Origin of the sequence: Nodosilinea sp. P-1105 (assembly GCF_012911975.1) — a bacterium.
Taxonomy (GTDB): domain Bacteria; phylum Cyanobacteriota; class Cyanobacteriia; order Phormidesmidales; family Phormidesmidaceae; genus Nodosilinea.
The window spans coordinates 74,270-98,461 of record NZ_SMDQ01000005.1 but is presented as its reverse complement, the minus strand read 5'-3'; the positions used below and the strand labels follow the sequence as shown (position 1 = coordinate 98,461).

The window sequence follows — 24,192 nt, the reverse complement described above, 5'->3', positions numbered from 1 at the left end:
CGGAACAGGCGTGATGACTGGTTAGCCAAGTTCGGGGCTGGGTGAACTACGGCTAATGAAGTAATCCGCCTCATGCTGTCCCCATTGGTTGGCAAATCAGTCCGTAGTGCTCCGGGCGGCGGTGGGCCGCAAAATTAAAGATAGTCGTTTTGTAGGGCTTGCCAGCATCGAGATCGCAGCGGGCTACGATCAGCTCATCGCCCACGGTCAGGGCCTTGGCTACAATCTCACCAGAAGGAGCAATAATGGCGCTATCGCCAATCATGTCGCAGTCCTCCTCCCGCCCACATTTCGCGACCCCTACGACCCAGGTCCCATTTTGGTAGGCCCCGGCTTGCATCGAGAGATGATTATGGAAATGGTTGAGGTGGTCGCTACTGGGATCGTGGGGGTTGTGCTGGGGCGTGTTGTAGCCCAGCAGGATCATTTCTACCCCCTGCAACCCCATCACCCGGTAAGTTTCGGGCCAGCGACGATCATTGCAAATACACATGCCCAGGGTGCCGCCAAAGGCCTGCCAGACTGGAAAGCCCAGGTTACCAACCTCAAAGTACCGCTTTTCTAGATGCTGAAAGGCCCGCCAGGGTTCAGGCTCGCTATGGCCAGGCAGGTGAATCTTGCGGTATTTGCCGACGATGGCCCCCTGGCTGTCAACCAAAATGGCGCTGTTGTAGTGATGCACCCCATCGGCCTCAACCGCCAGTTCACCATAGCCTAGGCAAAAGCCCATGCCCAGCTGGGCGGCCAGGTCAAACAAGGGCTGGGTGTCAGGGCCAGGCAGCTGACGTTCAAAATAGGCGTCGATGTCCGCCTGATCTGCCATATACCAGCGTGGGAAAAAGGTGGTCAGGGCCAGTTCCGGGTAGACCACTAGATCGCAGCCCATGGTTTTGGCCTGCTTCATCAGGTCGATCAGGCGCTGAACCACCTGCTGGCGAGATTCAGATTGGGCGATGGGGCCAAGCTGGGCGGCCCCCAAGGTGATGACTCTACTCATGAGGTATAACTAATCCGCAAGGTGGTTTGGCCACTCATTTCTGTCAGAATACCGTCTTGCACGGTGCAAAATGGCTCGACCAGGGTTTTACCCAGCACCTGATCAGCGGCGTGGACGTGGCTATGCAGGTAGATTGCAGACCCCAGTTGTCGACCCTGGGTGAGCTGCAAATCGGTGGTCATGATCTCATAGGCCATGCCGTCTTCATTGACGCTAATCCGATTTTCAGGGCCGTAGATGACGGGAATCGGGGCCGATACCGTGATCCAACCGGCGATTGGGGGGGGACCCATTTCTGCGATCGCAATATCAGCTACCAAATCAGCTAAGGAAGGGGTCGGATCAATGGCGTTGTGCAGGACTGCCACCTGGGCTGGGGTGATGGGATGGGTGCGACTGGCCTGGCCCACATCGGGACGCTGGCTCACCCGGTGGGAGTTTTGGGCATAAATGCCCCCGTCTCGATCTATGGCAATCAGCCCAACGTCGGCATCGGGGTTGGCCGCCAGCACCTTTTGAACTGCAGAGGCCGCCGGCAGCCCCTGGGCCATCAGGCTGAGGGCCTCAGTATTGAGGGCCATGCCCGAGAGTCCTGGTCGGTTGGGCATCCGATGGCCACTCACCAGTCCCACCTGGGCCTCTCCCGCCAAAAACTGTCGCAAGGGCAGCGGCCGCTCAGGGCCACTGGAGATAATTGCCGCCGCTGTGGCCAGCTGTATCTGCGGGGTGGGATCAATGCCGGTGGTTTCGGCCTCGATAAACAGCGTGTGGCTGCCTCCCCGCTGGGTTTCGGCATAGAGCAGCTGCCCTGACGGCATGATCGCCGCGAATACCGCAAAGCCTCGAATCGAGCCTCGCCCCACCGCCTCAGCGGCTTGTAGCCCCCGAAAAACGGCCAGTCCTGCCCCCGGCCCCGATGCGCCAATGCCAATTGTCACCGTACCTCAGCCTCTTGTGCTCACGTTTTTAATCGCTATGGCTACCGTTACCGCAGCATTCACCAGACCGTCTTTTGGGCCACTTCTTTCAGCCAAACGCCAACAATCGCCAGGGTGGCAATGGTCAGCCCGATCATGCTGCCATAGACAAACAAATTGAACGTAGTCAGGGTAGCCAGCCAGGTGGGGACATCCCCCTCGGCGTCAGCGGCCAAGGCTACGCCGGTGAGAATCCGCAGGAACAGGGTGATAGCGCAGGAGATCGCCCCATAGGACAGTAGCGATCGCCACTTAGGGAATAGGGATTGCATAAGCTTCTCCAAATATCAGGACTTGTAGAGAAAGGCAGAAGGATGAAGGATGAAGGCAGAAGGATGAATTGGGTACCTGCTGTGAGAACCAGATTCGGTGGGTGAAAGGGCCTAAGGGTTAAACAGATGGGACGCCAGCATGGACCGATTCGGGTGTCAGGGATTCCGATTCAGCCAGGGTGCGCCAGTTAAAGTTTTCGGGCTTGAGGTGGGTCCAAACCCCCATCACCACGGCGGAAACAGTGGCAGAAAGCAGGGCGGCACAGTAGGGGGCGATCGCAAAGTACGCCGTCAACCCCACCACCGAACCCGACAGCATGGCCCAAAACGCCCCCTGGCGGTTAGCGCTCTTCCAGTAGAGCCCGTAGGCAATCGGCCAGATTGTTGACCCCACCAGGGCTCCGGTCAACAGCAGCATGCCGTACATGGTGGTGACATAGTTCCAGGACAGGGCAATGGTGGCCAGGCCCAGGACCACCACAAACAGCCGGGTCGCCTGCTGCAACTGCTGATCCGTGGCCTGGGGGTTGATCATCTGCCGGTAAACGTCTTCCGCCAGCAGGTCAGCGGTGGCCGCCAGCAACGAGTCCAGGGTGGACGCCAGGGACGACAAAATAATTACAAACACCAGCACCGCCCCGCCACTGCCCAGCAACCTGGCCGCCACAATCGGAAACACCATGTTCACCTGAGGGACATCAAAGTCCTGGGCCAGGGCTACCAAGGCGATCGCCCCCGTGACAATCGGCACGGTGATCCAGGCAATGCCGCTAAAGATAAATGACTTAAACACCACCGACTCGCGACTGGCGAAAATACGCGACCACCAGATATTGCCCTGAAAAATCTCGCCCATGCTGAAAAGACCAGTATTCCAGGCGAACAACAACCCGGCTGGCAGTAAAAAGTTGAGGCGATCGGGGGCCGCAACGGTAAGGCTGTCATAAATTTCAGCCGTGCCATAGGTGGTATAGGCCAAAAACGCCACTACCACTAAAATCGCCATAATCAGCATCGACTGGATAAAGTCAGTACCCACCACCGCCCGCATGCCGCCAAACAACGTGTAAATGGTGGACACCGAAATTACCGTCAGCATGCCCACCGTATAGTTAATGCCCGAGAGCGCCTCCAGCAGTAGCCCAGCCCCCATCCCCTGGGTGATCAAAAATCCCAGGGTATAGACCATAGTGATTAACAAAAACAGGTACCAGGTGGCCCGACCGTAGCGCAAACGCACAAAGTCACCGCTGGTATGCCCGGCAGGCAACAGTCGCTTGATGCGAATCGCCAGAGGCGCAAAAAATAGCAATCCTAGCCCGGCCAGGGCATAGCCAATCATGCCCCAAAGGCCCAGATTATAGCCCATCTCCGGAGCCGATAAGGTAGTATTGCCCGTCACCCAGGAGGCCATCAGGGTCGCCGTCGTTAGGGCCAAACCAATATTGCGCCCGGCAAACATATATTCATCAGAGGTACCAGTGGTATTTTTGCGCCCCCACCAGAAACCTAAGACCACCCACAACAGTGAAAAGGCAGCCAGCAGTCCCCAGGCCAGGGACGGATTTAAGAAGGGTTGCTCCCCCATTTTCTCTATCTCCTAAAATGTAAATGCAAAGTGTGAATTTATCTTGCTCTGACAACTATTCTCTAGTCCTCGACAGTGGTGATAGTTCTACTATTTCTAAGGCAGACTGACTAGAACACCGACAAAGATCCCAGCGATTGGCGAACGTCGTTACTCTTTAACAGGACAGAAAGAAATGCGGTGACGGAGTTTCCTGGGACTGGTGGGCAGAGCCCACCCTACAACTAAAACACAGTTGCTGAGGGTGTCAGGTATCAGGTTTAAGGAATGGTGGGCCGACTTATGCCTCAGAGTACTAGAACCTAACGCATCAGCTTTCTGTCAACAGCACTATCGTCCGGGACATCTCTTTTCTGCCTTCTGCCCTCTGCATCAGATTTTAGTGTCAAACGGATCTCTCCCCCGCCAGTAAAAATGGCCCTTAAGAATCATAATCAACGTGGCAAAGGTAACGATCCCACCAATGGCAAAAATCAAAATAGCCAGCTGAAACTCAGACATAACTCACCTCACTTAAAGATCCTGAAATGGAACAATCGGAGAATAATTTTTGGATCAAATGGCATGATGCCTAACGTGATTTCTCAGCAAGAATACTCCCACATAAAACTAGCGATCGCAGCCCCTGTAGGGTGGGCACTGCCCACCACTCAATAAAACTTTCTTCAGGAAATACCCAAGAACTAAACCCTGAATTCCCAAGCATGAAACTTCATTAGTGCCTGCAGGGCGGGCACTGCCCACCACTCAACAGAATCTTTTCCAGAAAACACCCAAGAACTAAGCCCTGAATTCCTGGTCATCGAATTAGCTTTGTTGTTCAGTAACCTAGCATCCTAAACATATAAAAACGTAAATCTTGATACGAACCTGGCTACAGCATTAGCCTTTGGTTCCATCGCCCCAACTTTTCCCAATCAACCCCAACCTTGGGGTGACGATGTTCAACACCAACGGAAACCACATCAGCATGGCCGTAATCTATGGTTTACCACTGCCCTGATCTCTCACTGCCCTGATGGACTGCGATCAAGCCCTGCAGATTGTCGACGTTCTCGTTTGGGAAAAGAAAGGCGTTCGCTTAAATGACCTGCAGCGATCGCTGCTGCGATCGCTCTGGAATTCCCAGCGCTCAAGCTATCGACAGATTGCCCAAGTCTGTGGCTACTCAGAGAGCTATCTCAAGTACGACGTTGGGCCAGAGCTTTGGCGGCTGCTGTCGGACCTGCTGCAGGAAAAGGTGAATAAGACCAACCTGCGCTCTGCCCTAGAGCGGCAGTGGCGGCTGACGACCCCGACGCCAGCGTCAGAGGCAGGGGCTGAGCAGCCAGCGGCGGCGGCTGTGGTGGATTGGGGAGAGGCCATTGACATCAGTGGCTTCTATGGCCGCCAACAAGATTTACGACGACTGACCGCCTGGATCATTAAAGATTCTCCCTGTCGTCTGGTGGCCCTCTTAGGCATGGGCGGCCTCGGCAAATCGGCCCTATCAGTGAAGTTGGCCCGGGAACTCCAGCCCCATTTCAACTACGTAATCTGGCGATCGCTGCGTCAGGCCCCACCGCTGTCAGATTTGCTGGCTGATCTACTGCAAGTGCTTGGTCAACCCACTCACCAGCCAGGCTGCCAGGCGCAGATCTCTAGCCTGCTGGCGCAGCTCAAAACCCATCGCTGTCTGATTGTGCTAGACAATGTTGAGACGATTTTGGCCGAAGGGACGCCCTGTCGCTATCGTCCGGGATATGAGGCGTATGGGGCCTGTTTTCAGGCCTTGGGCGAAGTGCCCTCCCGCAGCACAGTGATGCTCACCAGTCGGGAAAAGCCCAGGGAAATCGCCCGCCTGGAGGGGCCGCAGTTGCCGGTGCGCTCCCATTGTCTGTCAGGGCTCAACCCGCCTGAGGCCCAATTGCTCCTGGCCCAAAAGGGGAACTTTTCCGGGTCACCCCAGGATTGGGCTGCCCTCACCCAACGCTACGGCGGCAATCCCCTGGCCCTCAAAATTGTGGCGACCACCATTGCCAATTTATTCGAGGGCAGCGTGGCCGCCTTCTTACGGGAAGAGGTGGTGGTTTTTGGCGATATTCGAAACCTACTAGCGCAGCAGTGTGATCGGCTATCGCCGCTGGAGGAAACCCTAATCTATGGGTTGGCGCTTCATCAGGCCCCCCTCACCTTGCAGGACCTGCGCGCTTACCTGATTGATGGGGTGACAACGAACCAACTGCTGGAGGCCCTGGAGTCCCTGCATCGACGCTCCCTATTGGAGCGCAACCAGGCCCGCTTTACCCTTCAGCCTGTGGTGGTGGACTACCTGCTAACGCGACTGATCGATCGCGTCTATGAAGAGATCGAGCAGCAGTCTCCTCAGCTCTTACGCACCCACACCCTGATCCAGGCGACGGCCAAGGACCATGTGCGCCAAACCCAAATTCGTTTGATTTTGAGGCCCCTCCTCCAGCGGCTCCAGGTAACTCGCAGCCCAGAGGAGATAGTACAGCAGGGCCAGCAGTTGCTGCGATCGCAGCAACATCAAAGTGCCACCGCCGTAGGCTACACGGCTGGCAATGTGATTAACCTACTCTGCCACTGCGGCGTCTCCCTGCGGGGGCTAGATGGCTCCCACCTAGTCATTCGCCAGGCCTATCTGCAAGGGGTGCCCTTACCGGAGGCAACCTTTGAAGGCAGCCAGTTTCACCAGTGTGTGTTCACCCAGCAGCTGGGCAACGTTCTGGCTTTGGCCTTCAGCTCCGATGGTCGACACTTTGCCACCGGCACTGCCGATGGCCGTGTGACCCTATGGCAAAGTGAATCCAACCAGCCCCTGCAAACCCTAGCCGGTCATGCCGGTCGAGTTTGGACCCTGGCCTTTAGCCCCGATGGCGGCTACCTGGCCAGCGGCGGTGATGATCACAGCGTGCGGTTATGGTCGCTGCCCACAGGCGAGTGTGAGTGTCTAGACAGCCATCAAGACTGGGTGTTTACAGTGGCCTTTAGTGCCGATGGCCAGTGGTTAGCCAGCGGCGGTAGTGATGGTGTGGTGCGATTGTGGTCGCTATCGGCGGGCCACCGCCCCTCCACAGCACCGTTAGAGCTGCGGGGGCATCACCAGGCGGTCCGAGCGGTAAGCTTTAACCCAAACCAGACCCCAAACCAACACCCAAACCAGGCCATCCTGGCTTCCGCTGGAGATGATCATACCGTGCGCCTGTGGGATGTGCCGACGGGGCGCTTGCTGCGGCAGCTGCACGGTCACCACCAGCGCATTGATGCCCTCGCCTTTAGCCCTGATGGCAGGCAGTTGGCCAGCGGCAGCTGCGATCGCACCCTGCGCCTTTGGGACATAGTCACGGGTCACTGTCTCGGCACCCTAAAAGGTCACGGCAACTGGATCTTAGCGGTGGCCTTCGACCCCAGCGGTGAGCGGTTGGCTAGCTGTGGCAGCGACCATGCGATCATGCTTTGGCAACTGAAGGATGGCCGCCATCAGACCCTCAACGGCCACGTCAATCGAGTCTGCGCCCTGGCCTTTAGTCCCGATGGCCAAACCCTGATCAGCGGCGGCAATGATCACGCGGTCAAATTTTGGCAAGTGGCCTCTGGGCAGTGTTACCGCACCCTGAAAGGCCATGCCAGTCGGGTGCATGGGGTCAGCTTTAGCCCCAACGGGCAGCTGTTAGCCAGTGCCCACAGCGACCAGATGATTCGCCTGTGGCAGGTGGAAACGGGCCGCTGCCATCAGGTACTGCGGGGGCACACCAACTGGGTCTGGTGTATTGCCTTTAGCCCCGATGGGCGAGTACTCGCCAGCGGTAGCGATGACCAACTACACTCCCCCTGGTGGGCGATTCGCCTATGGGACGTGGCGACGGGCGATTGTATCCGGGTGCTATCTGGCCACCACAGCTGGGTGCAGTCGATTGCCTTTAGCCCCAACGGCCAAACCCTGGCCAGCGGCAGTTGTGATCACACCCTCCGCCTGTGGGCGATAGACACGGGGCATAGTCGCCCACTCACCGGTCACCAGGGCCGCATCTGGTGTGTGGCGTTTAGCCCCGATGGGCAGACCCTGGCTAGCAGCAGCGATGACGCTACGGTGCGGCTCTGGGATGTGGCCACGGGTCGCTGTCGACAGGTATATCGCGGCCACCAAGGCTGGGTACAGACCGTCAGCTTCAGCCCCGATGGGCAATGGCTAGCCAGCGGCAGCAGTGACCACACCATTCGCCTCTGGCATTTACCCAGCGGCACCAACCCCCTGGTATGTCGGGGGCATCAGGGTTGGGTGCGATCGCTGACCTTCAGCCCCGATGGCCAAACCCTGGCCAGCGGCAGCAGCGATCAGACGGTGCGCCTATGGGATTGGCCAGCGGAACGCTGTCGACAGGTGCTGCAAGGCCATCACAATTGGGTGCGATCGGTCGCCTTCGCCCCCGATGGCAAGCACCTGGCCAGCGGTTCCCAAGATGAAACCATTGGTCTCTGGCGGCTGCCCACTGGAGAGTTAAAACGCCTGCGTCCCGAACAGCTCTATACCAATATGAAAATTTCCAGGGCGGTGAATCTGTCCCCCTTGCAGCGGGCTGCCCTGATTGACCAAGGGGCAATGGAAACATAAGTGACGGGGTAGCCCTGATATTCTTGGGCCTGAGCGAGTGGATTAGAATAGCACAGTCCAATCAAACTGTAAGCAAATTCATGCTAAGGCTTGGTATTGACTACACCGGGCGTGACTCCTCCTGGTAAATCCTGGCCAATGCCAAATTGGCCTGTATTCATCCACTCTGCTTTGACTAGACACCACCAGTCAAACGTCAAACCCCGAAGCACATATTCATAGGGTAACCAGCCATAGCCGTGATCACCCCAATCTTCCCCTAAACAGTTACGAATAAGCAGAGCCCCCTGGGAGACGCTGTCTTCAACCGGCTCTCCGTTGGCGTAGATAACCTGATGGAAATCTGAATAGCCTACCGCTACCACAGCGTGACCACCCCCATCTAAATATGAATCGCATGGCAGAGGAATTGTACCATCATCTAAGATTTCAAAATTAGTACTCTGGTAAAGAGTAAACCCAAAAGCACAGGGAAAACCCGCCACCAACATTGCCTTAATTTGCCACAGCAATGTCTTTCTGCTACAGCGAATATCGCCCTGATCAACAGTATCCAACCTAAAATACTTCAATGCTTGGTAGTTTTTGGCATAGGCGAAGCAAAAGCTATCAGGTTTCACCCCCAACTTTTCTTCATCATAGGGCCAGTATTGCTCTGGTGGCGACCCAAATAACACCATGGCTTTTGCAGTTTCTCGCAAGGAGGTCCCAACATTGCCAGAGATACCCATGAGGTTCTGAGTCACCTGGTGTAAAAATAACCGCGATAGTTTGTGGTAGCTTTTGGTGCTACGATTCTGGAAATATTCCACTAGAGCAAGAATGGCATGAGCTGAGCAAGAGCGCAGACTTCCTTGATGATCAATCGGAGGACACCAGGGAGTAAGATCAACCCAACCTGGAAGTTTTATGCTAATAACTGATGTACTGTCAGATGCACTAAAAGATGGTTGATCACTAAGATAACTTCGAATAATTGGCATCCAGATTTCTTGGCTTCTATCTCGCCTTGTAGATCTTGGAACATTTTCTGATTCTTTATTGTTTTTAGAGATCAGTTCCTGAGATAAGGTCAACTGAACTATAGTACCAGTATTTGATTCAGAACTTCGACCTGATTGAATTAGACTTTTGATAATAAAATTTGATATACTTTGACAAATACGCTCGACTTGAACGTCATCAGATAAAGATTCAATGACAGGAGAAATTTCAAATATCACACTTTTCTGCTGCGTCAAAAACAGCATACCTGCTTTTCTAAAGCATTGACAAATAAATAGCCAAATTTGATCATATATTCTATCTAGTTGATTCAGATAAACAAATTTAAGGGGAGCATCGTCAGCCGCTCGACAAAAATTATCAAGAACACCTTCTTTATCAAAATTTTTTAGATTTTCAACATTTCGAAAAGAAAGCTTTCTCAATTTATCTTGTGTAGCTAAAGAAATAGCTACTTTCAAGTTATTTATTAAAATCTCAAGATTTTTTCTATGAGAATTGAACTTGTTGATTGGGGAGGTCAAAAGAACAGATAGCTCTACCAAAGGATAAACAGACTCTTTAATTTTGTCGAGACGTTGTTGATAGTCCTGATGATCTTGCGAATCTTTATCACTCATTTTGATAAGTTTTGCTTCCAGAAAATACCAGTCCTGATATATTTCTGGAAAAGCTATTCGACAAAAAGATTTTACATAACTAATTGGGATGGTTAAAATGGGTTTATTGTCTTTGTCTTTGTCGTAGTGATCAGCTATTGAAAAAACTTCGCTAAAATTTTCGATCTTAGCTTTTGCCAAGACGATGGTTGATTGATAGTGTTGATTAAGCTTTCTTTGTAGATCAATTAAATCTTGTGATAGATTTTCTTCTCCCCGAGTCAATGCTATCTCAGTTAACCAGCCGATGATATTGGCTTGTTGACGGTCCAAAGAATCAATAATTCTAACACCTGCCGTATCCACTAATTTTTGGATAGAATAATCTCGCTCATCGGGATGATCGAGAAAAATATTGCCAAATTCACTTGTCATGGGACTACCTCAAATACGTTATTGCACTCACCCAGGTACCTAGAGATCGCTAGTTGCTACAAATAGTATCAATTGCATCATCTGGATCAATGGCTCGAAAGGTTACCGTACGTTCACACCCTGCTTGAATTAAGCTTGGTAAGTCTGGCTGGAATAGCCATTTTCTGCCATAGCCATCTGATCCTACAGAGAACAACCAGGTACCATCTTGGCTAAAGTAAATATCGTTAATAGCATCGCTATGTGCCATCCATGAGAGCAGCAGATTGCCGTCTAAATCCCAAATGCGAATAAAGCCATCGTCGCCACTTGTAGCCAGGGATTGGCCATCAGGGCTAAATGCCAATCCCCAGATTGCTTGTGCAGAGGCTGAAAACTCTAAAATCGGTTTATCTATTATTTTTTTGAGTTCTTGATCGGAATTTTCTATTCTCCAAATCTTAATAACTCCATCGGATCCGCTAGTAGCAATTTTTGTCTGCGCTAGATTTAGGATCACATTTCTAGCTTCATGATCATGAGCTTTCACAGATTGATGAACTCCAACATCGAGAGCCCACAGTTTTATCATCCCACCTGAGTCTGCGGTGATAAAGCTAACAGAATTGTCAAACCAGTTCGCTCTAAAAATAGGAGAATCATTTTCAAAATGATGCTCTGCTAAGTTTTTTAGATTTAGTAGTCTGATTGTGTTATCAAAACTGGCTGTCATTATCCATTGATTGTCAGGACTAACTTTTAGGTCAGATATATGGCCTTGGTGATCAACTGCGAGTTGTTTTAGGATGGCGCCATGGGAATTGAAACTTGAGATCAGATACTTGTTATCACTATGTTCGCTGTCAATCGAAGTTTGTCCAGCTATCCAAAGATCACCTTCAGGGCTGAAGTCTACAGCATTAACATGGCTGACAAAAAGATCAGGATTAAATCGTTGCTGGGTCGATCGCTGGAAAGTGCCGACTAAACCATTACTACCAACTACAGCGAATGAGTCTTCAATGGGGTCGATGGCCAGCTTATAAATTCTTTCGTTCTCTGCCAAGGAAATGTTAGTGTTTTGCAACCAAAGTCGAACAGTAAAATCATCACTTGCAGAAGCCAGTAGGTCTCCATCGGGATGAAAACTGATTTTATTGACTTCACCTTCATGGCCATTAAAAATTCTTAAGCGTTGCCCATTTAAGTTGTATTTATAGATCAGATTATCTGCACTGGCTATTACCAAATTTTGGCTATTAGGGCTGAAGGCCACATCATAAAGATTGACTTCTGGCTCTACTGAAATAACTTGCACAACTTGACCATCAAATCGCCAAAGCCTAACAGTACCGTCGCCGCTAGCGGTGGCAATCAGTGGTTGGTCGGGATGAAATGCGATCGCAAATACCCTATCCTGATGGCCCTCTAGGGTTATGACTTCCTGACCATCAATCGTCCAAAGCTTAGCTGAATGATCTGCACTAGCGGTAGCAATCCATTGGTTGTCTGGGCTAAATGCTACGTCTCGCACCTCGTGATCATGACTTTGAAGCGAGACAACTGGCTGCCCTGTCATTGTCCAGACAGTAGCAGTACCATCTCGACTAGCGGTGGCAATAAACTGGCTATCATAGCTAAAGGCCAAACTATCAATACCGGCGGTGTGCCCCTCGAGAATAACCGCAGGCTCTTGAACCACTTGGGGATCTTCTGCATCAAAGGGCCAGATTTTAGCGGTGCCATCCCAACCAGCGGTGGCTAACCACTGCCCATCAGGACTAAAAGTTGCATCCATTACGTGGTCTGTTTGTTCAGGCAGGAAGGGGGTTTCCTGCCCATCAGGCTGCCACAACTTAACATTGCCATCTCCACTGCTAGAAACTAGCCACTCGCCATCTGGGCTAAAGGCGGCTGCTGTTACCAAGTCGTGGTGTCCCGTAAGAATATTATGCTCAGTTACCGTGTTTAAGCTACGGGTCAATGCACCCATGACGTGGGCTTTGAGTTGCGGGTAGTCTTCTCTGTGCGACCACAGATCTCCTAGGTAGCTAGCTGCTTTAAGGCTATTCAGCCAGTTTTGAATAGAGTCTGGATTTCTTTCATAAGTCTGATCGCCCACTAGGCCCAATGTTTCAATAGAGAAAGCCAACCCATCCTGAGCTCGTTGCATCATTCGGAAAGAAAATAGTAGCGAGCTTAGAACAATTATTGATGAGCTTGCCAAAGCTCCTGCCATAGCCCAACCTTTCAGTTTGTCAGCTCGGGTCTTGGCACGGCTCAACTGTATATATTCTCGATGGAGTGCTGTAGGATGCGGGGATTTTTGCTGGGCCTGGGCTAGCCAAGCTTCTGCTTTCTCTAAGGTTTTCCCTCGCAGCAGATGCCCTCCATCGCGGTTCTGGGCGTTCCATTCTAAAGCCTTAAGTGATAACTGAGTATGAGCCTCTAGATACTGGCGATCTGTGTCCAAGACCCGCAGCAATTCACAGAAGCTGTCCTTAAAATCGGTGTGCTGGGCTCGGAAGTCGATCCACTGAATCGGTCGTAGCACCCGGTGTAAATCTTTGGGATTAATTTCGTGGCGCAGGATGGTTAAAATCCGTTTTCCCAAGGTTTCGGCATAGGTGACCTCATCATCACAGTAGGGGGAAGTCACTGAGGCAGGCGATAGAATAAACAGGATGTTATGACTGGTTTCAATACCTCGATGAATTTCTCGTTGAAAATCAGCCCCAGAAGCGATACTCTCTTGGTCAAACCAAGTGGTTTTGCCTTGAATTTGTAATGCTTCGTTCAGCCGCCGAGCAAAGTCTGAATCCACCCGAGAATAGGCAATGAAAACATCCAAAGAACCTGTGGGAGGGCAATTTAAGCTAGCGTTAATGAATTCAGTCTGAAGTGAGGTAGGTGAGTGTTGCTGGCGAACTTGGGCCGTTTTTAGCCAAGCTTCGGCGTGGCGCAAATTGTAGCCCCGTAGCAACATGGCAGGGTTTTTGTGCTGGCGCTGCCACTTTAATGCCTTAGCCAAGAGTTGCTTGTGTTCGTTGTAGTAGGTGGCTTCGGTAGCCAGGGTTCTTAGTAACTGATCAATACAGAGCTGCTCATCCCCGATCGCCCCTTGATTGGTTAGATCAACACATTGTAGCGGTTGCAGCACCTCTGGTATTTGCTCCGTCGGCAGCGGTTCAATCAGTAAGGGGATAATCCGTTTGTGGAGACTTAGCCCGTAGGCTAGCTCCTGCTGACAGTAGGTAGATTTGAGGGAAGCTTGGGATAGAAAATAGATGAGGTTGTCGGCCTGTTCAATCCCTACATTAATCGCCTGGTGGTAGTCTGTGCTGGCCTGGATATCTGTGCGATAACTCCAAGCGGTAATCCCCTGCCGGTATAGCGTACGACGCACGTGATCGGCTATGGTCCGATCTGCTTCAGCATGACACAGGAACACCTGGGTCATTAAATTATTGGCATTTTTAATACTCTCGACAATAAATTCACAATGCAAATCTGTCGGTATGCAAGGAGGCAGTTCATGGGTGAAGCGAGTTTTTAGCCATTGTTCGCTGGCCTGTCTGTCTTGGCCAATGAGTAAATAGGAGGGTTGTTTTTGGTGTTTTTCCCACTGGCGAGCTTGGTGTAGGATTTGAGTGTGTAGACGCACATAAGGTCGGTGGGTCTGCAAGAGGTCAATTAATTTGCGAATACTCTGATCAAGGTCAGCCTGATCTGCTTCGAAGGGAAACCAGTTGAGTCGAGCAACTTCTGGCCGCAGATTAAGTCGGCTGCTGTGCAGTCCTAGGGATTGAAACTGCTGCCAATCGTCTTCTGTGCCATCTGGGTTTCGTTGCTGCCAAGTGGCTTTGTCAATCTCTAGGACATGCAGAATGGGGATGATGCGCTTGTTAAACTGGAGTGCCTGTTGGACTTCCAGGGCACAGTAGGGCGAATTAACCGCATGGGGAGACAGGATAAAGAGAAAGTTGTCAGATTTCTCAATATCGTCATCGATTTGCTTTTGATAATCAACCCCAGGAGGAATGTCCTCGAAATCAAACCAAACCTTTAGCCCAGCTTGCACCAAGCTATCATGAAGCTGCTTGGCAAAGGCGCGACTATCGGCTCTGCCGTAGGAAATAAAGGCATCGTGAAAACCGCCCATTTTTACCGCCTTACTGAAGCGATTGCCCAGGGCAAGATAGTTGGTTTCCTGATAGGACTTTTGGGCGCAGCTCAGCAAAAACTCATTCAACTTTTGCCTCTGAGCTGGCTAAGGTTTCCCAACAGGCTATGTGTCCTAGGTGTTTATAATTATCTCCACCATACTCGGCTTCGTCCTAAAGATATGGAAGTATTTGTGATTCTTTGTGTTTAGGCCTAGAGATACCCCCTTACAGGCCATAACATGTCACATTTCCTCATCCTGAGTCTTAGTACTATACTGCTAATCACGGCTGGAGTACCTGATGGCCAAAATGGGCGGTGGTGGACAAGTGAGCTCGATCGTTTTTGGGGTCCTGGGGTGGGGCAGACTGAGACGGTAAGCGTGGAGATAGTAGCCCGTATCCCCAGGCACAGGCATTTTCGCCGCTGCATCGGGGGCCAGGCCCAGGGGCACCCCGCCTGGGGGGTAGAGCGGATCGCCCAGCAGGGGGTACCCTGCAGCGGCCAGGTGAATGCGAATTTGGTGGGGGCGGCCAGTGCGAATGGTGACCTCTACCAGGGTTGACTCTGGCGATCGCTGTAGAACTTTCCCCTCGCTGTAGGCCGACAGCCCGGTGGGTGAAGCGGCATAAACATGGCCCAGAACCGGGTGCGCCACTTTGCCGATGGGGGTAGTGAGGGTAAAGCGGTCGGACAGGTCGCTGGGGCCAATCAGGGCACGGTAGGTTTTGCGGATGGTCTGGGGAGCCTGGGGATTATGGGCCTGGGCGGTAGAGTCACGCATCTGGCGGCTGAGGACAGAGCGAGCCAGGGGCGATCGCGCCAGCAGCACCAGCCCCGATGTTCCCCGTCCCAGTCGATGTACTGGCGTTGGCGGATGGTCTGGATACCGTCGCTGCAGCTGGTGCAGCAGGGTGTGGGTCAGGAAGTTGCCGCCCGGCAACACGGGTAGGCCAGCGGGTTTGGCGATCGCCATCAAGTCCTCATCCTCATACAGCACCTCAAAGTCCAGGGGTACTGGGGGTTCTGACCAGGGGGGGCGGTGGTAGGCCAACACCTGCCCCGGTTGGAGTCGGTCATCAGCCGCAACTGGGGTGCCCTGACTCTGAATTTGCCCCGCCTCAATTCGGGCTTGCCACTGGGCCGGGCTGGAGTGGCGGTAACGGCTGGCGTAAAAATCCACGACCCTGAGCCCTGCACTGGTGGGGGTAATGCGGTCTGTGTAGATCCAGCCCTGGTTCATCGCTAATAGTACTGCTGGATAGACATAGGGCTACCGGTGCTCAGGGTATCAGGTGCTAGCATCCCCTCCTGGGAGGCCTGTGCTGTATAGCCTGCGGCATGGCTTCGCTAGCGCGCAGCGACCCCAAAGGGGTAACTTGTCGAAGTAGGCAGGGGTGGGTTACACAGGTATCAGGCCTGATTGGCTGACTTATGCGGCAAGATGCTAGTTGCAACCATAGACGGTGGCGGTGTAGGTCACCCCTTCTGCTTCTAGGCCACCAACGCGCAAGTTGACCTGGTAGGGATCGCTGTCGCTGCGGGCCATCCCTTCTAACAGTAAGGGTTCACTGGGCTCCAGCACCACCGCCTGGCCCGTGTACGAGCGATCGGCGGTCTGGTCGGGGTACTTCAAGTACATGTCGATATCCAGGTTGCTGCCGCCATCCTCAGAGACAAGGTGGGCCTGGTACTGGCTGTAGTTGGCATTGCTGGGCACAACAAAATCAGTATCCCAGTTAGTGCTAACCCCAGGCAGTAGGCTAGCGAGCCCTTCTGGGACATCGACAGTTTTGGTAATCGAGGTTTGGTTACTGCCGACAACTTCCAGGGGGGTGCACTGTTGAGCTTGGACTGTGGTTTGCGGGGCTAAAACCACCACTCCACTGGCAGCAACTGCAAGGGCAATAGATTGGTTGAACATGACAATGATTAAAACAAACAGCATGAAATTTTGGCAGAGAGTTAATAACCAACACTCTGCACCACCCATGTAGCCATTGACCGTAGATCGCAAGTTTTAAATTCTTAGGGAAAGTTTTAGAGAAGCCAATTAACCAGCCTCTCTATGCCCTGGTTGAATAAGATCCTATAAGATCCTAAATTAGCCGTCGAGTTTAGGCTAAAGCTACACAGGCTATTTTTATTAAAGCTATTTACCGCGATCGCCACCTCCCTCAGGAGACACAAGTTTTAGGGTCTGTCTATCTGTCGAAGGGGTACTTTGCGTCATGATCATCTACCTTGGCCGTCCCACAGGGGTAGCGATCGCGAAAACCAGCCCCACCCAGCTTGTAAATCTGTGCCAGATCAGCTTGCGCCCAAGCCAGTTTCAGGCCTAATCTGGTGCCATTCATTCCTTGGTCCCATGCTCGGCTACGTCTTTAAACGCCTGCTCATTGCTGTTCCGACCTTACTAGCGATCAGCGCTGTGATTTTTGTGGTGCTGTCCCTGTCCCCCAGTAATCCCCTGGGCGATCTGGCCACCAACCCAGCCATTACCCCCGAAGTGCGGGACAATATTCGCCGTTCCCTGGGGCTCGATCAGCCGATTCATATCCGCTATGTGAAATGGACCCTGGCTTTGTTTCAGGGCAATTTGGGCTATTCCTTCACCAGTCGCCTGCCGGTCAGCCAGTTGATTGCCCAGCGGTTACCGACGACCCTATGGATTATTGGTATCGCCTATGGCCTCAGCGTGGCCCTGGCGTTACCCCTAGGGATGGCCGCCGCCTTAAACCGCGACACCTGGATCGATCGGGGCATTACCACCCTGGCGTTTATGGGCTTTTCGACCCCGCCGTTCTTTTCTGGATTGCTGTTGATTATTGTGTTCAGCGTCCGGCTCGGGTGGCTGCCCTTTATCTATGACAACACCCTGGTGGTACAAGACCTGGCCAGTTTTGGCCAACTGCTAAGACAGTCGATCATGCCCATTGCCACCCTGGTGCTGTTTCAAACCGCCGTCTTGCTGCGGTTTGTGCGGGCGGCCATGCTCGAAGAAATTCCCCAAAACTATGTCCAAACGGCCCGCGCTAAGGGGCTCAACCGCTGGCGGATCATCACCCTACACATGTTGCGGAATGCGCTGATTCCAGTCGTCACCCTGGTGGCCCTGGATATTCCTACCATTTTTACCGGTGCCCTGGTGACCGAACAGGTGTTTCGCGTCCCCGGCATTGGTGCCCTGTTGATTGAGGCCATCTACCGGGGGGATACCCCGGTGGTGATGGCGGTGGCGTTTATCTATGCGGTGCTGGTGGTGGTGTTTAACCTGGTGGCCGATGTGCTGTATGGGGTGATTGACCCCCGGGTCCGCTATGGCCATTAAATCCAGTGTGCGCGGCATCATGGTTAGCCTGGGGTGGGCCGGCCGCCCCAGGCGGTGGCGCGGTGACCGCACCATGACCCTCGCCATCGCCCTGCTGGGGGTGATTGGCTTGGCGGTCCTGATCGGCCCTTGGCTCTATGGGGCTTCCCCCACAACCATTGACTTTGGTCGAGCCCTGCAGGGGCCATCTGTGGCCCATCCCCTGGGCACCAATGACCTCGGACAGGATCAGCTGGCCCGGCTGCTGGTGGGGGGACGGGTTTCCCTGGCGGTGGGGGTGGCAGCGATGGCGGTGGCCATGGGCCTGGGACTCACCATCGGGGCGATCGCGGGCTTCTATGGGGGCTGGCTGGGGGGTGGGCTGATGCGGCTGACGGACCTGTTTTTGGCGTTACCTCAGTTGCCGCTGGTGCTCTTGGTGATTTACTTATTTGGCGATCCGGTGCGACGGACCCTGGGGCCAGAACGGGGCATTTTTTTACTGGTGGTGGTGGTGATTGGCGGCCTCAACTGGATGTCGGTGTCCCGGCTGGTGCGGGCGGGGTTTTTAAGTCTGAAGCAGCGCACCTTTGTACAGGCGGCGGTGGCCCTGGGGGCCAGTCCCTGGGAGGTGGTGCGATCGCATTTATTGCCGAATGTGGCAGGACCGGTGATTGTGGCCGCCACCCTGGCCGTGGGCAACGCCCTGCTGGCCGAATCTACCCTCAGCTTTTTAGGCTTGGGCTTCCCCCCCGATGTGCCCACCTGGGGACGCATGCTCTACGACGCCCAAAACTACATTGAAAGTGCCCCCCACCTGGTGATTGCCCCCGGCTTAGCGATTTTTCTAACGGTGCTAAGCATCAATACCCTGGGGGATCGCCTGCGCGATCGTCTGGACCCCGCCAGTCGCTAAGGGCTAATCGGCAGAATGGGGATCTGGCCCTGCCAGTGATATTAGTGGGCGGTTAGCTGACCCCGAATGGCTCCGTCAGGGAATTGGGGATTGTGGACATTGATATAAAAGTCAGCAGGATTGTTGAGAATCCGCTGGACAATGCCAGCCTCACCCGTGGGAAACTTCCCTTCTTCACCTTCTGTCAGGCAGTCAGCCGCATTGCCGTTTTCTGGGCCAGCCATCGCGGCTACCACCGGGCCATTTTCGCCCATGGCACCTTCATGAATGTGGGCCGCCATACCGCTGCCCACTGGCACTAGCTGAATGCTAGAGACTTCGAGCACATAGCAGAGAGTTGTATTATCTCTGTCGATGCCAAACACATAGGCACTACCGGTACCGGTGGGGTCACCCACCATCTGGCTCATATCCCCACTGCTGGGCACTTCGGCACTGCCGTGTAGCGTCGTCGTCAGCACGGCATTGGCGTGGCCAGCGTTGGCATTCTGGGGCGCTAGCAGGCCAAGTCCCAGGGCAAAAGCCCCGACGGTTGCACTGAGGCCGTAAAGTCGATTTCTCATAAACTGTATGCTTCTTTGTGGAACTGCTGTCGTCGGACAGACGCAGAATGGTGGAACCAAACAGCGACATGTGTCCGACGCATCTATAAGTATTACGAGCAAACCTCGGTATTGGATGCAGCAATTATGGGTCACAGTTGTCACTATGATGAAAGACAGCCTTTAGGGATTTGGGTTGCATGGACTATAAACAAGACTTAATCACCACCATCCACGACCTGGGTTGCGACACCGAACTATTGGAAACCCGACTGACGGAACTGAGCCAAACCCACCCCACAGCGGTCCTGATCCCCTCCCTCTACGAAGAGCTAGAGCGTCCGGCTCTGGCGGCCATTCGCGATCACCTGAGTCGCTGCAGCTTCGTCAACAATGTGATTATTTGCCTGTATGCAGAGGAGTTTGAGCAGTATGTCAAAGCTGTGCAGTTTTTTGAGCCCCTGCCCCAGCCCACCTTTGTCCTGTGGGAGAATGGCCCCCGGGTGACCGACCTGCTGCAAACCCTGAACGATCGGGGGTTAGATTTGTTACAGTTCCGGGGCAAGGGACGGGCCGTCTGGCTAGGGTTAGGAATAGCTTCGTTGGATGCCGCCGCGATCGCCCTGCATGACGCCGACATTACTACCTACGATCGCTCCTACCCTTTAAAGCTCTTGTATCCGCTGCTGGAGCAAGAATTTGGCATCGCCTTCAGCAAAGCCTACTATGCCCGCATTGGGGAAAGCCCCCGCAGTTTGCATGGACGGGTAACCCGGTTGTTTGTCACCCCACTGATTACCTCGCTGATGGAATTGTTTGGCTACCGCGACTACCTGCGCTACTTAGACGCCTACCGCTACCCCCTCTCTGGGGAGTTTGCCCTGACCAGCGACCTGGCCCTCAACACCAGAATTCCTGGTAACTGGGGTTTAGAAGTGGGCCTGTTGGCCGAGGTGTATCGCAATATCGCCCTTAAGCGCGTGGCCCAAATTGACCTGGGTATTTTTGAGCACAAGCACCAGTCCCTGGGTAACTCTGCCAACTCTGGACTGCAAAAAATGTGTCGTGACATTCTGCAATCGGTGTTTCGGACCCTGACTGAAACGGAGCAGGTGGTGATTGGGCCTGATCACATTCGGGCATTGCGGATTAAGTATCGCCGGGAAGCGCAAAACCTGACCCGACAATACTTTGTCGATGCCCGGTTCAATCACCTTGACTACGATCGCCACAAAGAAGAAATGACCCTGGAAACCTTTGAACAGGTGATTCTAGAGGCTGGCCATCAATACCTGGACGATCCCACGGGCACCCAAATCCCCGATTGGACCAGAGCCTTAGCGGTGATCCCAGACCTGCGGGAACAGCTAATGGACGCGGTGATCTCAGATATGGCTCAAGCCCGAGACGCCCAAGACAATGGACCAGACCCTTCTGTTGAAGTGGCCTCTATGATGCACAGTTAAGATGCACAGTTAAGATGCACGGTTAGGAGAGGCACGGTTAGCGCCCTTGGTGAGGCGAGGTGGCTTACCAAGGGGACTGCTAGTGCTGCTGGGCAGCACATTACGGCTGCGCAGGGTAACGTTGCCCCCTTCGGTGGATTGTTCGATTACCAACAGGGGGGTTGGTTTGGCTTTTTGATCCCAATGCATGTAGGCGATGTGGCCCTGAATTGCCGGTTGCCAGTTGGATGTTTCTGCCTCGTGGCTCATAAATTTTTCGATGCAGTCAATCAGCTGACTGATGGTGATAGACGTAGCTTGGGTGGGTAATTTGGCCAGTTTAATTTGAATCCGAAACAGCACCCGTTTTTTGGCTATCGGGTTGTCTTGGGGGGAGTACTCCACATCAAAGATTTCATCGACCACCCGAGGCTTACTGGCAATACCAATCAGGCCAGCTTCCGCTTGGCGAGGACGCAGCGCCACCGTAATTTTTTGTTTCACTTTGACTTTCAGCTGATTCACAATGGCCGCATGGAAGATGTCCTCCTCCATCCGCATACGCAAATAGTCGAGATTAAATTCTCGAGAGTGAATTAGGTCTGGGTTGCGCTCCATTTTGGTAATGGTTTTCAGCGCCAGCTTTACTTTTTTCTGTAGCTCCTGGTTTTTGAAGGCTTCAAACTTCAGCTGCTTGTTTAGCTGCTTAACTTTTAGATGAGAATGAATACCCAAGGCAAGTAACAGTACCACTAGCCCCCCTGTAGTTAGCAGCCAGGGATTATCCAAGCGGGGTCCCTCCGCAGCAGGGGCTTGGGCTACAGATGCATAGACTAAAGGGGTGGAGGTAGTCATTGCCGTTGAGCTAAAAACGATAGAGAGTAAACTTATAATTCCCGTGAGCTAAGCTGATGCAAACTTGATTACCGATAGTTCCGTAATTTCCCTGACCTGCCATTTGGGTTGAGGATATAAATAGATCTCAATGCCGACTAAGGCTGTTGAGTACAAACCAGGACTAAAGCAACAGATAGGTACTGCCGTGGGTAGCGCTAAGCAATTGCATATCGACTGTTATAGTCTTCTACGGCTCCATGGCCAATCAGGATGAATCCATGCCAGATCAAGACAAAAACTAATATCTCTTAGATATCTCTTAAACGAGAACTGGCACCAATAACATGCCTAGTATAGAAAGGCAGAAAGGAAACCTCGATCCACGCAAAGGTTTGTGCTGACGGAAATAGGCTGGTTATTTCTGCCGCAGCGTACTAGGAAAAGCTCCGCTGTTGAGTAAACGTCGCTAGAGACCACACCACCCACACGGCTAAAATCGCTGCTGCTACCGCTGAGGTTACCCAAATCGCGGCGATAGTGTTGTGGCGTAGAGCGATCGCCACTAAGGCCCAGACGGCGACCAGGGTATAGGCCACATCGCGACGGGTGGCCATTACCAAAGCCGCCACCAGGGCCGCCACCACCACCATAATCACCGTCCAGGCGATCGGGCTTAGCCCCCACCCGGTCCAGTTGGCCGCATATAGGGCTGAGGCGACATTGACGATGGTGGCAACTGCAATCCAACCCAGGTACAGACTAAAGGGAATGTGGGCCTGCCAGCGTCGTTGGCGAGACACCCGCCCCCGACCAATATCTAGGGTGAGGTAGATACCCATCAAGGGCAGCAAAATGCCCAGCATGGCCAAAATAGACCAGCCAAATTGCTCTAGGGTAAATAGAAAAATCCAGATGATCTGGGCCACACAGGCCACAATTAGCAATTGATTAGTGCGCTGGATTTGAGGCTGGTCACGGCGATCGGGGCTGAATTGGTAGATCCCATAGGCAATCAAACCCAGGTAAATCAATCCCCAAATGGCAAAGGCATAGTTGGCCGGGGTAATCAGTACCCCAGCCAAAACCGTGTTGGCGATCTCACCCACATTTTGCCCATTCGGAGGAAATAGATTTGATAGGGTGTTGATCACAATGGTGGCTGCGATCGCGAGTCCCGTGGCTATAGCCAAGCCGGTGCCCGAACCTGACTGGTTTTGCATACGTGTCATCCCAGGGTTATCCCAATTCCGTCGCAGCTACAAGTAACTGTTCCTATAGTTTCCTTGGCCTCGATCCGTTTGGACATCTGTTCTAAGAGAGAGATGTCTAAGCAAGAGATGCAAAATAATGTTTCACAATAGTGAGAATGCGTTCCGCCGCATGGCCATCACCAAAGGGGTTCACCGCTTTGGCCATAGCATCGTAGGCCACCGGATCAGTCAGTAAGGCCAGGGCATGGGTGCGAATTGATGCCGCCTCGGTACCAATCAACCGCGCGGTACCGGCCTCAATCGCCTCGGGCCGTTCGGTGGTATCGCGCAACACCAGCACCGGCTTACCCAGGCCAGGGGCCTCCTCTTGCAGACCACCGGAGTCAGTCAGCAGCAGGTGACAGCGACCCATGGCCCCCACCAGAGCCCGGTAATCCAATGGTTCGGTCAGAAACACTCGGGGATGATGGCCCAGCAGCACCGTGAGCGGTTCGCGGACCACCGGGTTACGGTGCAAGGGCAGTAGTAAAGCTGTATCCGGCTGTTCATCCAACACGGCCAGAAACCCCTCAGCAATAGCTTGCAGGGCCTCTCCCCAATTTTCCCGACGGTGCACCGTCGCTAGCAACACCCGCTGGCGATCCCAATCAAGGCCGGGGATAGCACAGTCGGGGGTTTGCTGGGCCACCGTTAGCAGGGCATCAATTACCGTGTTGCCAGTGTGGTGAATTTGGCCTACCACATTAGAGGCCTTAAGCTGTTCCACCGCCTTGGTGGTGGGGGCAAAGTGCAGGGTGGTGAGCTGGGAAATCAATCGCCGGTTGGCTTCTTCCGGATAGGGGCTATAAATGTTGTCAGTGCGCAGTCCAGCTTCCACATGGCCCACTGGAATTTTTTGATAGAAAGCGGCTAAGGCCGCTGCAAAAGCGGTGGTCGTATCCCCCTGGACGATGACCAGATCGGGCTGAGTTTGGCGAAAGTAATTCTCAAGGCCTTGTAGGCTGCGGCAGGTAATGTCGGTGAGGGTCTGCTGGGGCTGCATAATCGCCAAATCAGCATCAGCCTTGAGGCCAAACAACGCCATCACCTGATCCACCATTTCCCGGTGTTGGCCCGTGAGTACCACCTGGGTTTTTACCGCCGGATCGAGCTGAAAGGCCTGGATCACAGGAGCCAGCTTGATCGCCTCTGGGCGGGTGCCCAAAATAATACACACATGCAGGGGAGAGTTAGCCATGGGCTACAGCCTAAACCAGTTGCAACAACATCGATGGGTAAAGCGATACCTATGATGGCATGC

Annotated in this window: 17 protein-coding genes; 4 read left to right on the top strand and 13 right to left on the bottom strand. The window is 53.3% G+C overall.

The window, feature by feature from the left end:
• Window positions 1-70 precede the first annotated feature (70 nt).
• From E1H13_RS03910 to E1H13_RS27635, 5 genes are all read right to left on the bottom strand, one after another.
• A complete protein-coding gene (locus E1H13_RS03910; RefSeq protein WP_169612089.1) occupies window positions 71-997 on the bottom strand; it encodes an N-carbamoyl-D-amino-acid hydrolase in 927 nt (308 codons plus the stop codon).
• Entirely contained in the window at window positions 994-1,935 is a 942-nt protein-coding gene (locus E1H13_RS03905) for a hypothetical protein (protein WP_169612088.1), read from the bottom strand. The genes E1H13_RS03910 and E1H13_RS03905 overlap by 4 nt, the downstream gene beginning before the upstream one ends.
• Window positions 1,936-1,994: 59 nt before the next feature.
• Window positions 1,995-2,246, bottom strand: coding sequence for a hypothetical protein (locus E1H13_RS03900; RefSeq protein WP_169612087.1), 252 nt, complete (start codon window positions 2,244-2,246; stop codon window positions 1,995-1,997).
• A gap of 118 nt (window positions 2,247-2,364) precedes the next feature.
• A complete protein-coding gene (locus E1H13_RS03895; protein WP_169612086.1) occupies window positions 2,365-3,834 on the bottom strand; it encodes a sodium:solute symporter family protein in 1,470 nt (489 codons plus the stop codon).
• Between the two features lie 372 nt (window positions 3,835-4,206).
• Window positions 4,207-4,335 carry a hypothetical protein gene (locus E1H13_RS27635; protein ID WP_256378485.1) on the bottom strand — a complete coding sequence of 43 codons (129 nt, stop codon included), beginning with the start codon at window positions 4,333-4,335 and terminating at the stop codon, window positions 4,207-4,209.
• Between the two features lie 517 nt (window positions 4,336-4,852).
• Here E1H13_RS27635 and E1H13_RS03890 point away from each other — a divergent pair.
• Window positions 4,853-8,449 (top strand): NB-ARC domain-containing protein, encoded by a 3,597-nt coding sequence (locus E1H13_RS03890; protein WP_169612085.1) that lies wholly within the window; start codon window positions 4,853-4,855, stop codon window positions 8,447-8,449.
• A gap of 83 nt (window positions 8,450-8,532) precedes the next feature.
• Here the strand turns inward: E1H13_RS03890 and E1H13_RS03885 are convergent, their stop codons facing one another.
• The 4 genes from E1H13_RS03885 to E1H13_RS03870 all read right to left on the bottom strand — a co-directional run bounded on the left by E1H13_RS03885 (window position 8,533) and on the right by E1H13_RS03870 (window position 16,555).
• Complete coding sequence (locus E1H13_RS03885) at window positions 8,533-10,488, bottom strand: hypothetical protein (RefSeq protein WP_169612084.1); 1,956 nt, start codon at window positions 10,486-10,488, stop codon at window positions 8,533-8,535.
• 49 nt (window positions 10,489-10,537) lie between these two features.
• Window positions 10,538-14,719, bottom strand: a complete 4,182-nt coding sequence (locus E1H13_RS03880; protein ID WP_169612083.1) for a TIR domain-containing protein — start codon at window positions 14,717-14,719, stop codon at window positions 10,538-10,540.
• 192 nt (window positions 14,720-14,911) lie between these two features.
• Window positions 14,912-15,874 carry an RluA family pseudouridine synthase gene (locus E1H13_RS03875; RefSeq protein WP_169612082.1) on the bottom strand — a complete coding sequence of 321 codons (963 nt, stop codon included), beginning with the start codon at window positions 15,872-15,874 and terminating at the stop codon, window positions 14,912-14,914.
• 204 nt (window positions 15,875-16,078) lie between these two features.
• A complete protein-coding gene (locus tag E1H13_RS03870) occupies window positions 16,079-16,555 on the bottom strand; it encodes a hypothetical protein (protein WP_169612081.1) in 477 nt (158 codons plus the stop codon).
• A 444-nt stretch (window positions 16,556-16,999) separates the two neighbouring features.
• Here E1H13_RS03870 and E1H13_RS03865 point away from each other — a divergent pair, with 444 nt between their 5' ends.
• Together E1H13_RS03865 and E1H13_RS03860 are read left to right on the top strand one after the other, a co-directional pair.
• Window positions 17,000-17,962, top strand: coding sequence for an ABC transporter permease (locus E1H13_RS03865; RefSeq protein WP_169612080.1), 963 nt, complete (start codon window positions 17,000-17,002; stop codon window positions 17,960-17,962).
• Window positions 17,963-18,035: 73 nt separating this feature from the next.
• Window positions 18,036-18,857, top strand: a complete 822-nt coding sequence (locus tag E1H13_RS03860; protein WP_278002494.1) for an ABC transporter permease — start codon at window positions 18,036-18,038, stop codon at window positions 18,855-18,857.
• A 41-nt stretch (window positions 18,858-18,898) separates the two neighbouring features.
• Here E1H13_RS03860 and E1H13_RS03855 read toward each other — a convergent pair whose 3' ends face one another.
• Window positions 18,899-19,420 (bottom strand): CHRD domain-containing protein, encoded by a 522-nt coding sequence (locus tag E1H13_RS03855; RefSeq protein WP_169612079.1) that lies wholly within the window; start codon window positions 19,418-19,420, stop codon window positions 18,899-18,901.
• Between the two features lie 179 nt (window positions 19,421-19,599).
• Here E1H13_RS03855 and E1H13_RS03850 point away from each other — a divergent pair, with 179 nt between their 5' ends.
• A complete protein-coding gene (locus tag E1H13_RS03850) occupies window positions 19,600-20,865 on the top strand; it encodes a glucosyl-3-phosphoglycerate synthase (protein ID WP_169612078.1) in 1,266 nt (421 codons plus the stop codon).
• 9 nt (window positions 20,866-20,874) lie between these two features.
• On the opposite strand, the gene E1H13_RS03845 is transcribed toward E1H13_RS03850, so the two are convergent.
• The 3 genes from E1H13_RS03845 to wecB all read right to left on the bottom strand — a co-directional run bounded on the left by E1H13_RS03845 (window position 20,875) and on the right by wecB (window position 24,129).
• Window positions 20,875-21,699, bottom strand: coding sequence for a hypothetical protein (locus E1H13_RS03845; RefSeq protein ID WP_240966409.1), 825 nt, complete (start codon window positions 21,697-21,699; stop codon window positions 20,875-20,877).
• A gap of 416 nt (window positions 21,700-22,115) precedes the next feature.
• Window positions 22,116-22,910: a tryptophan-rich sensory protein gene (locus E1H13_RS03840; RefSeq protein WP_240966408.1), complete on the bottom strand. Its 795-nt coding sequence runs from the start codon at window positions 22,908-22,910 to the stop codon at window positions 22,116-22,118.
• 97 nt (window positions 22,911-23,007) lie between these two features.
• On the bottom strand, window positions 23,008-24,129 hold the full coding sequence (gene wecB / locus E1H13_RS03835; protein WP_169612077.1) for a UDP-N-acetylglucosamine 2-epimerase (non-hydrolyzing): 1,122 nt from the start codon (window positions 24,127-24,129) through the stop codon (window positions 23,008-23,010).
• Between the last annotated feature and the right edge of the window lie 63 nt (window positions 24,130-24,192).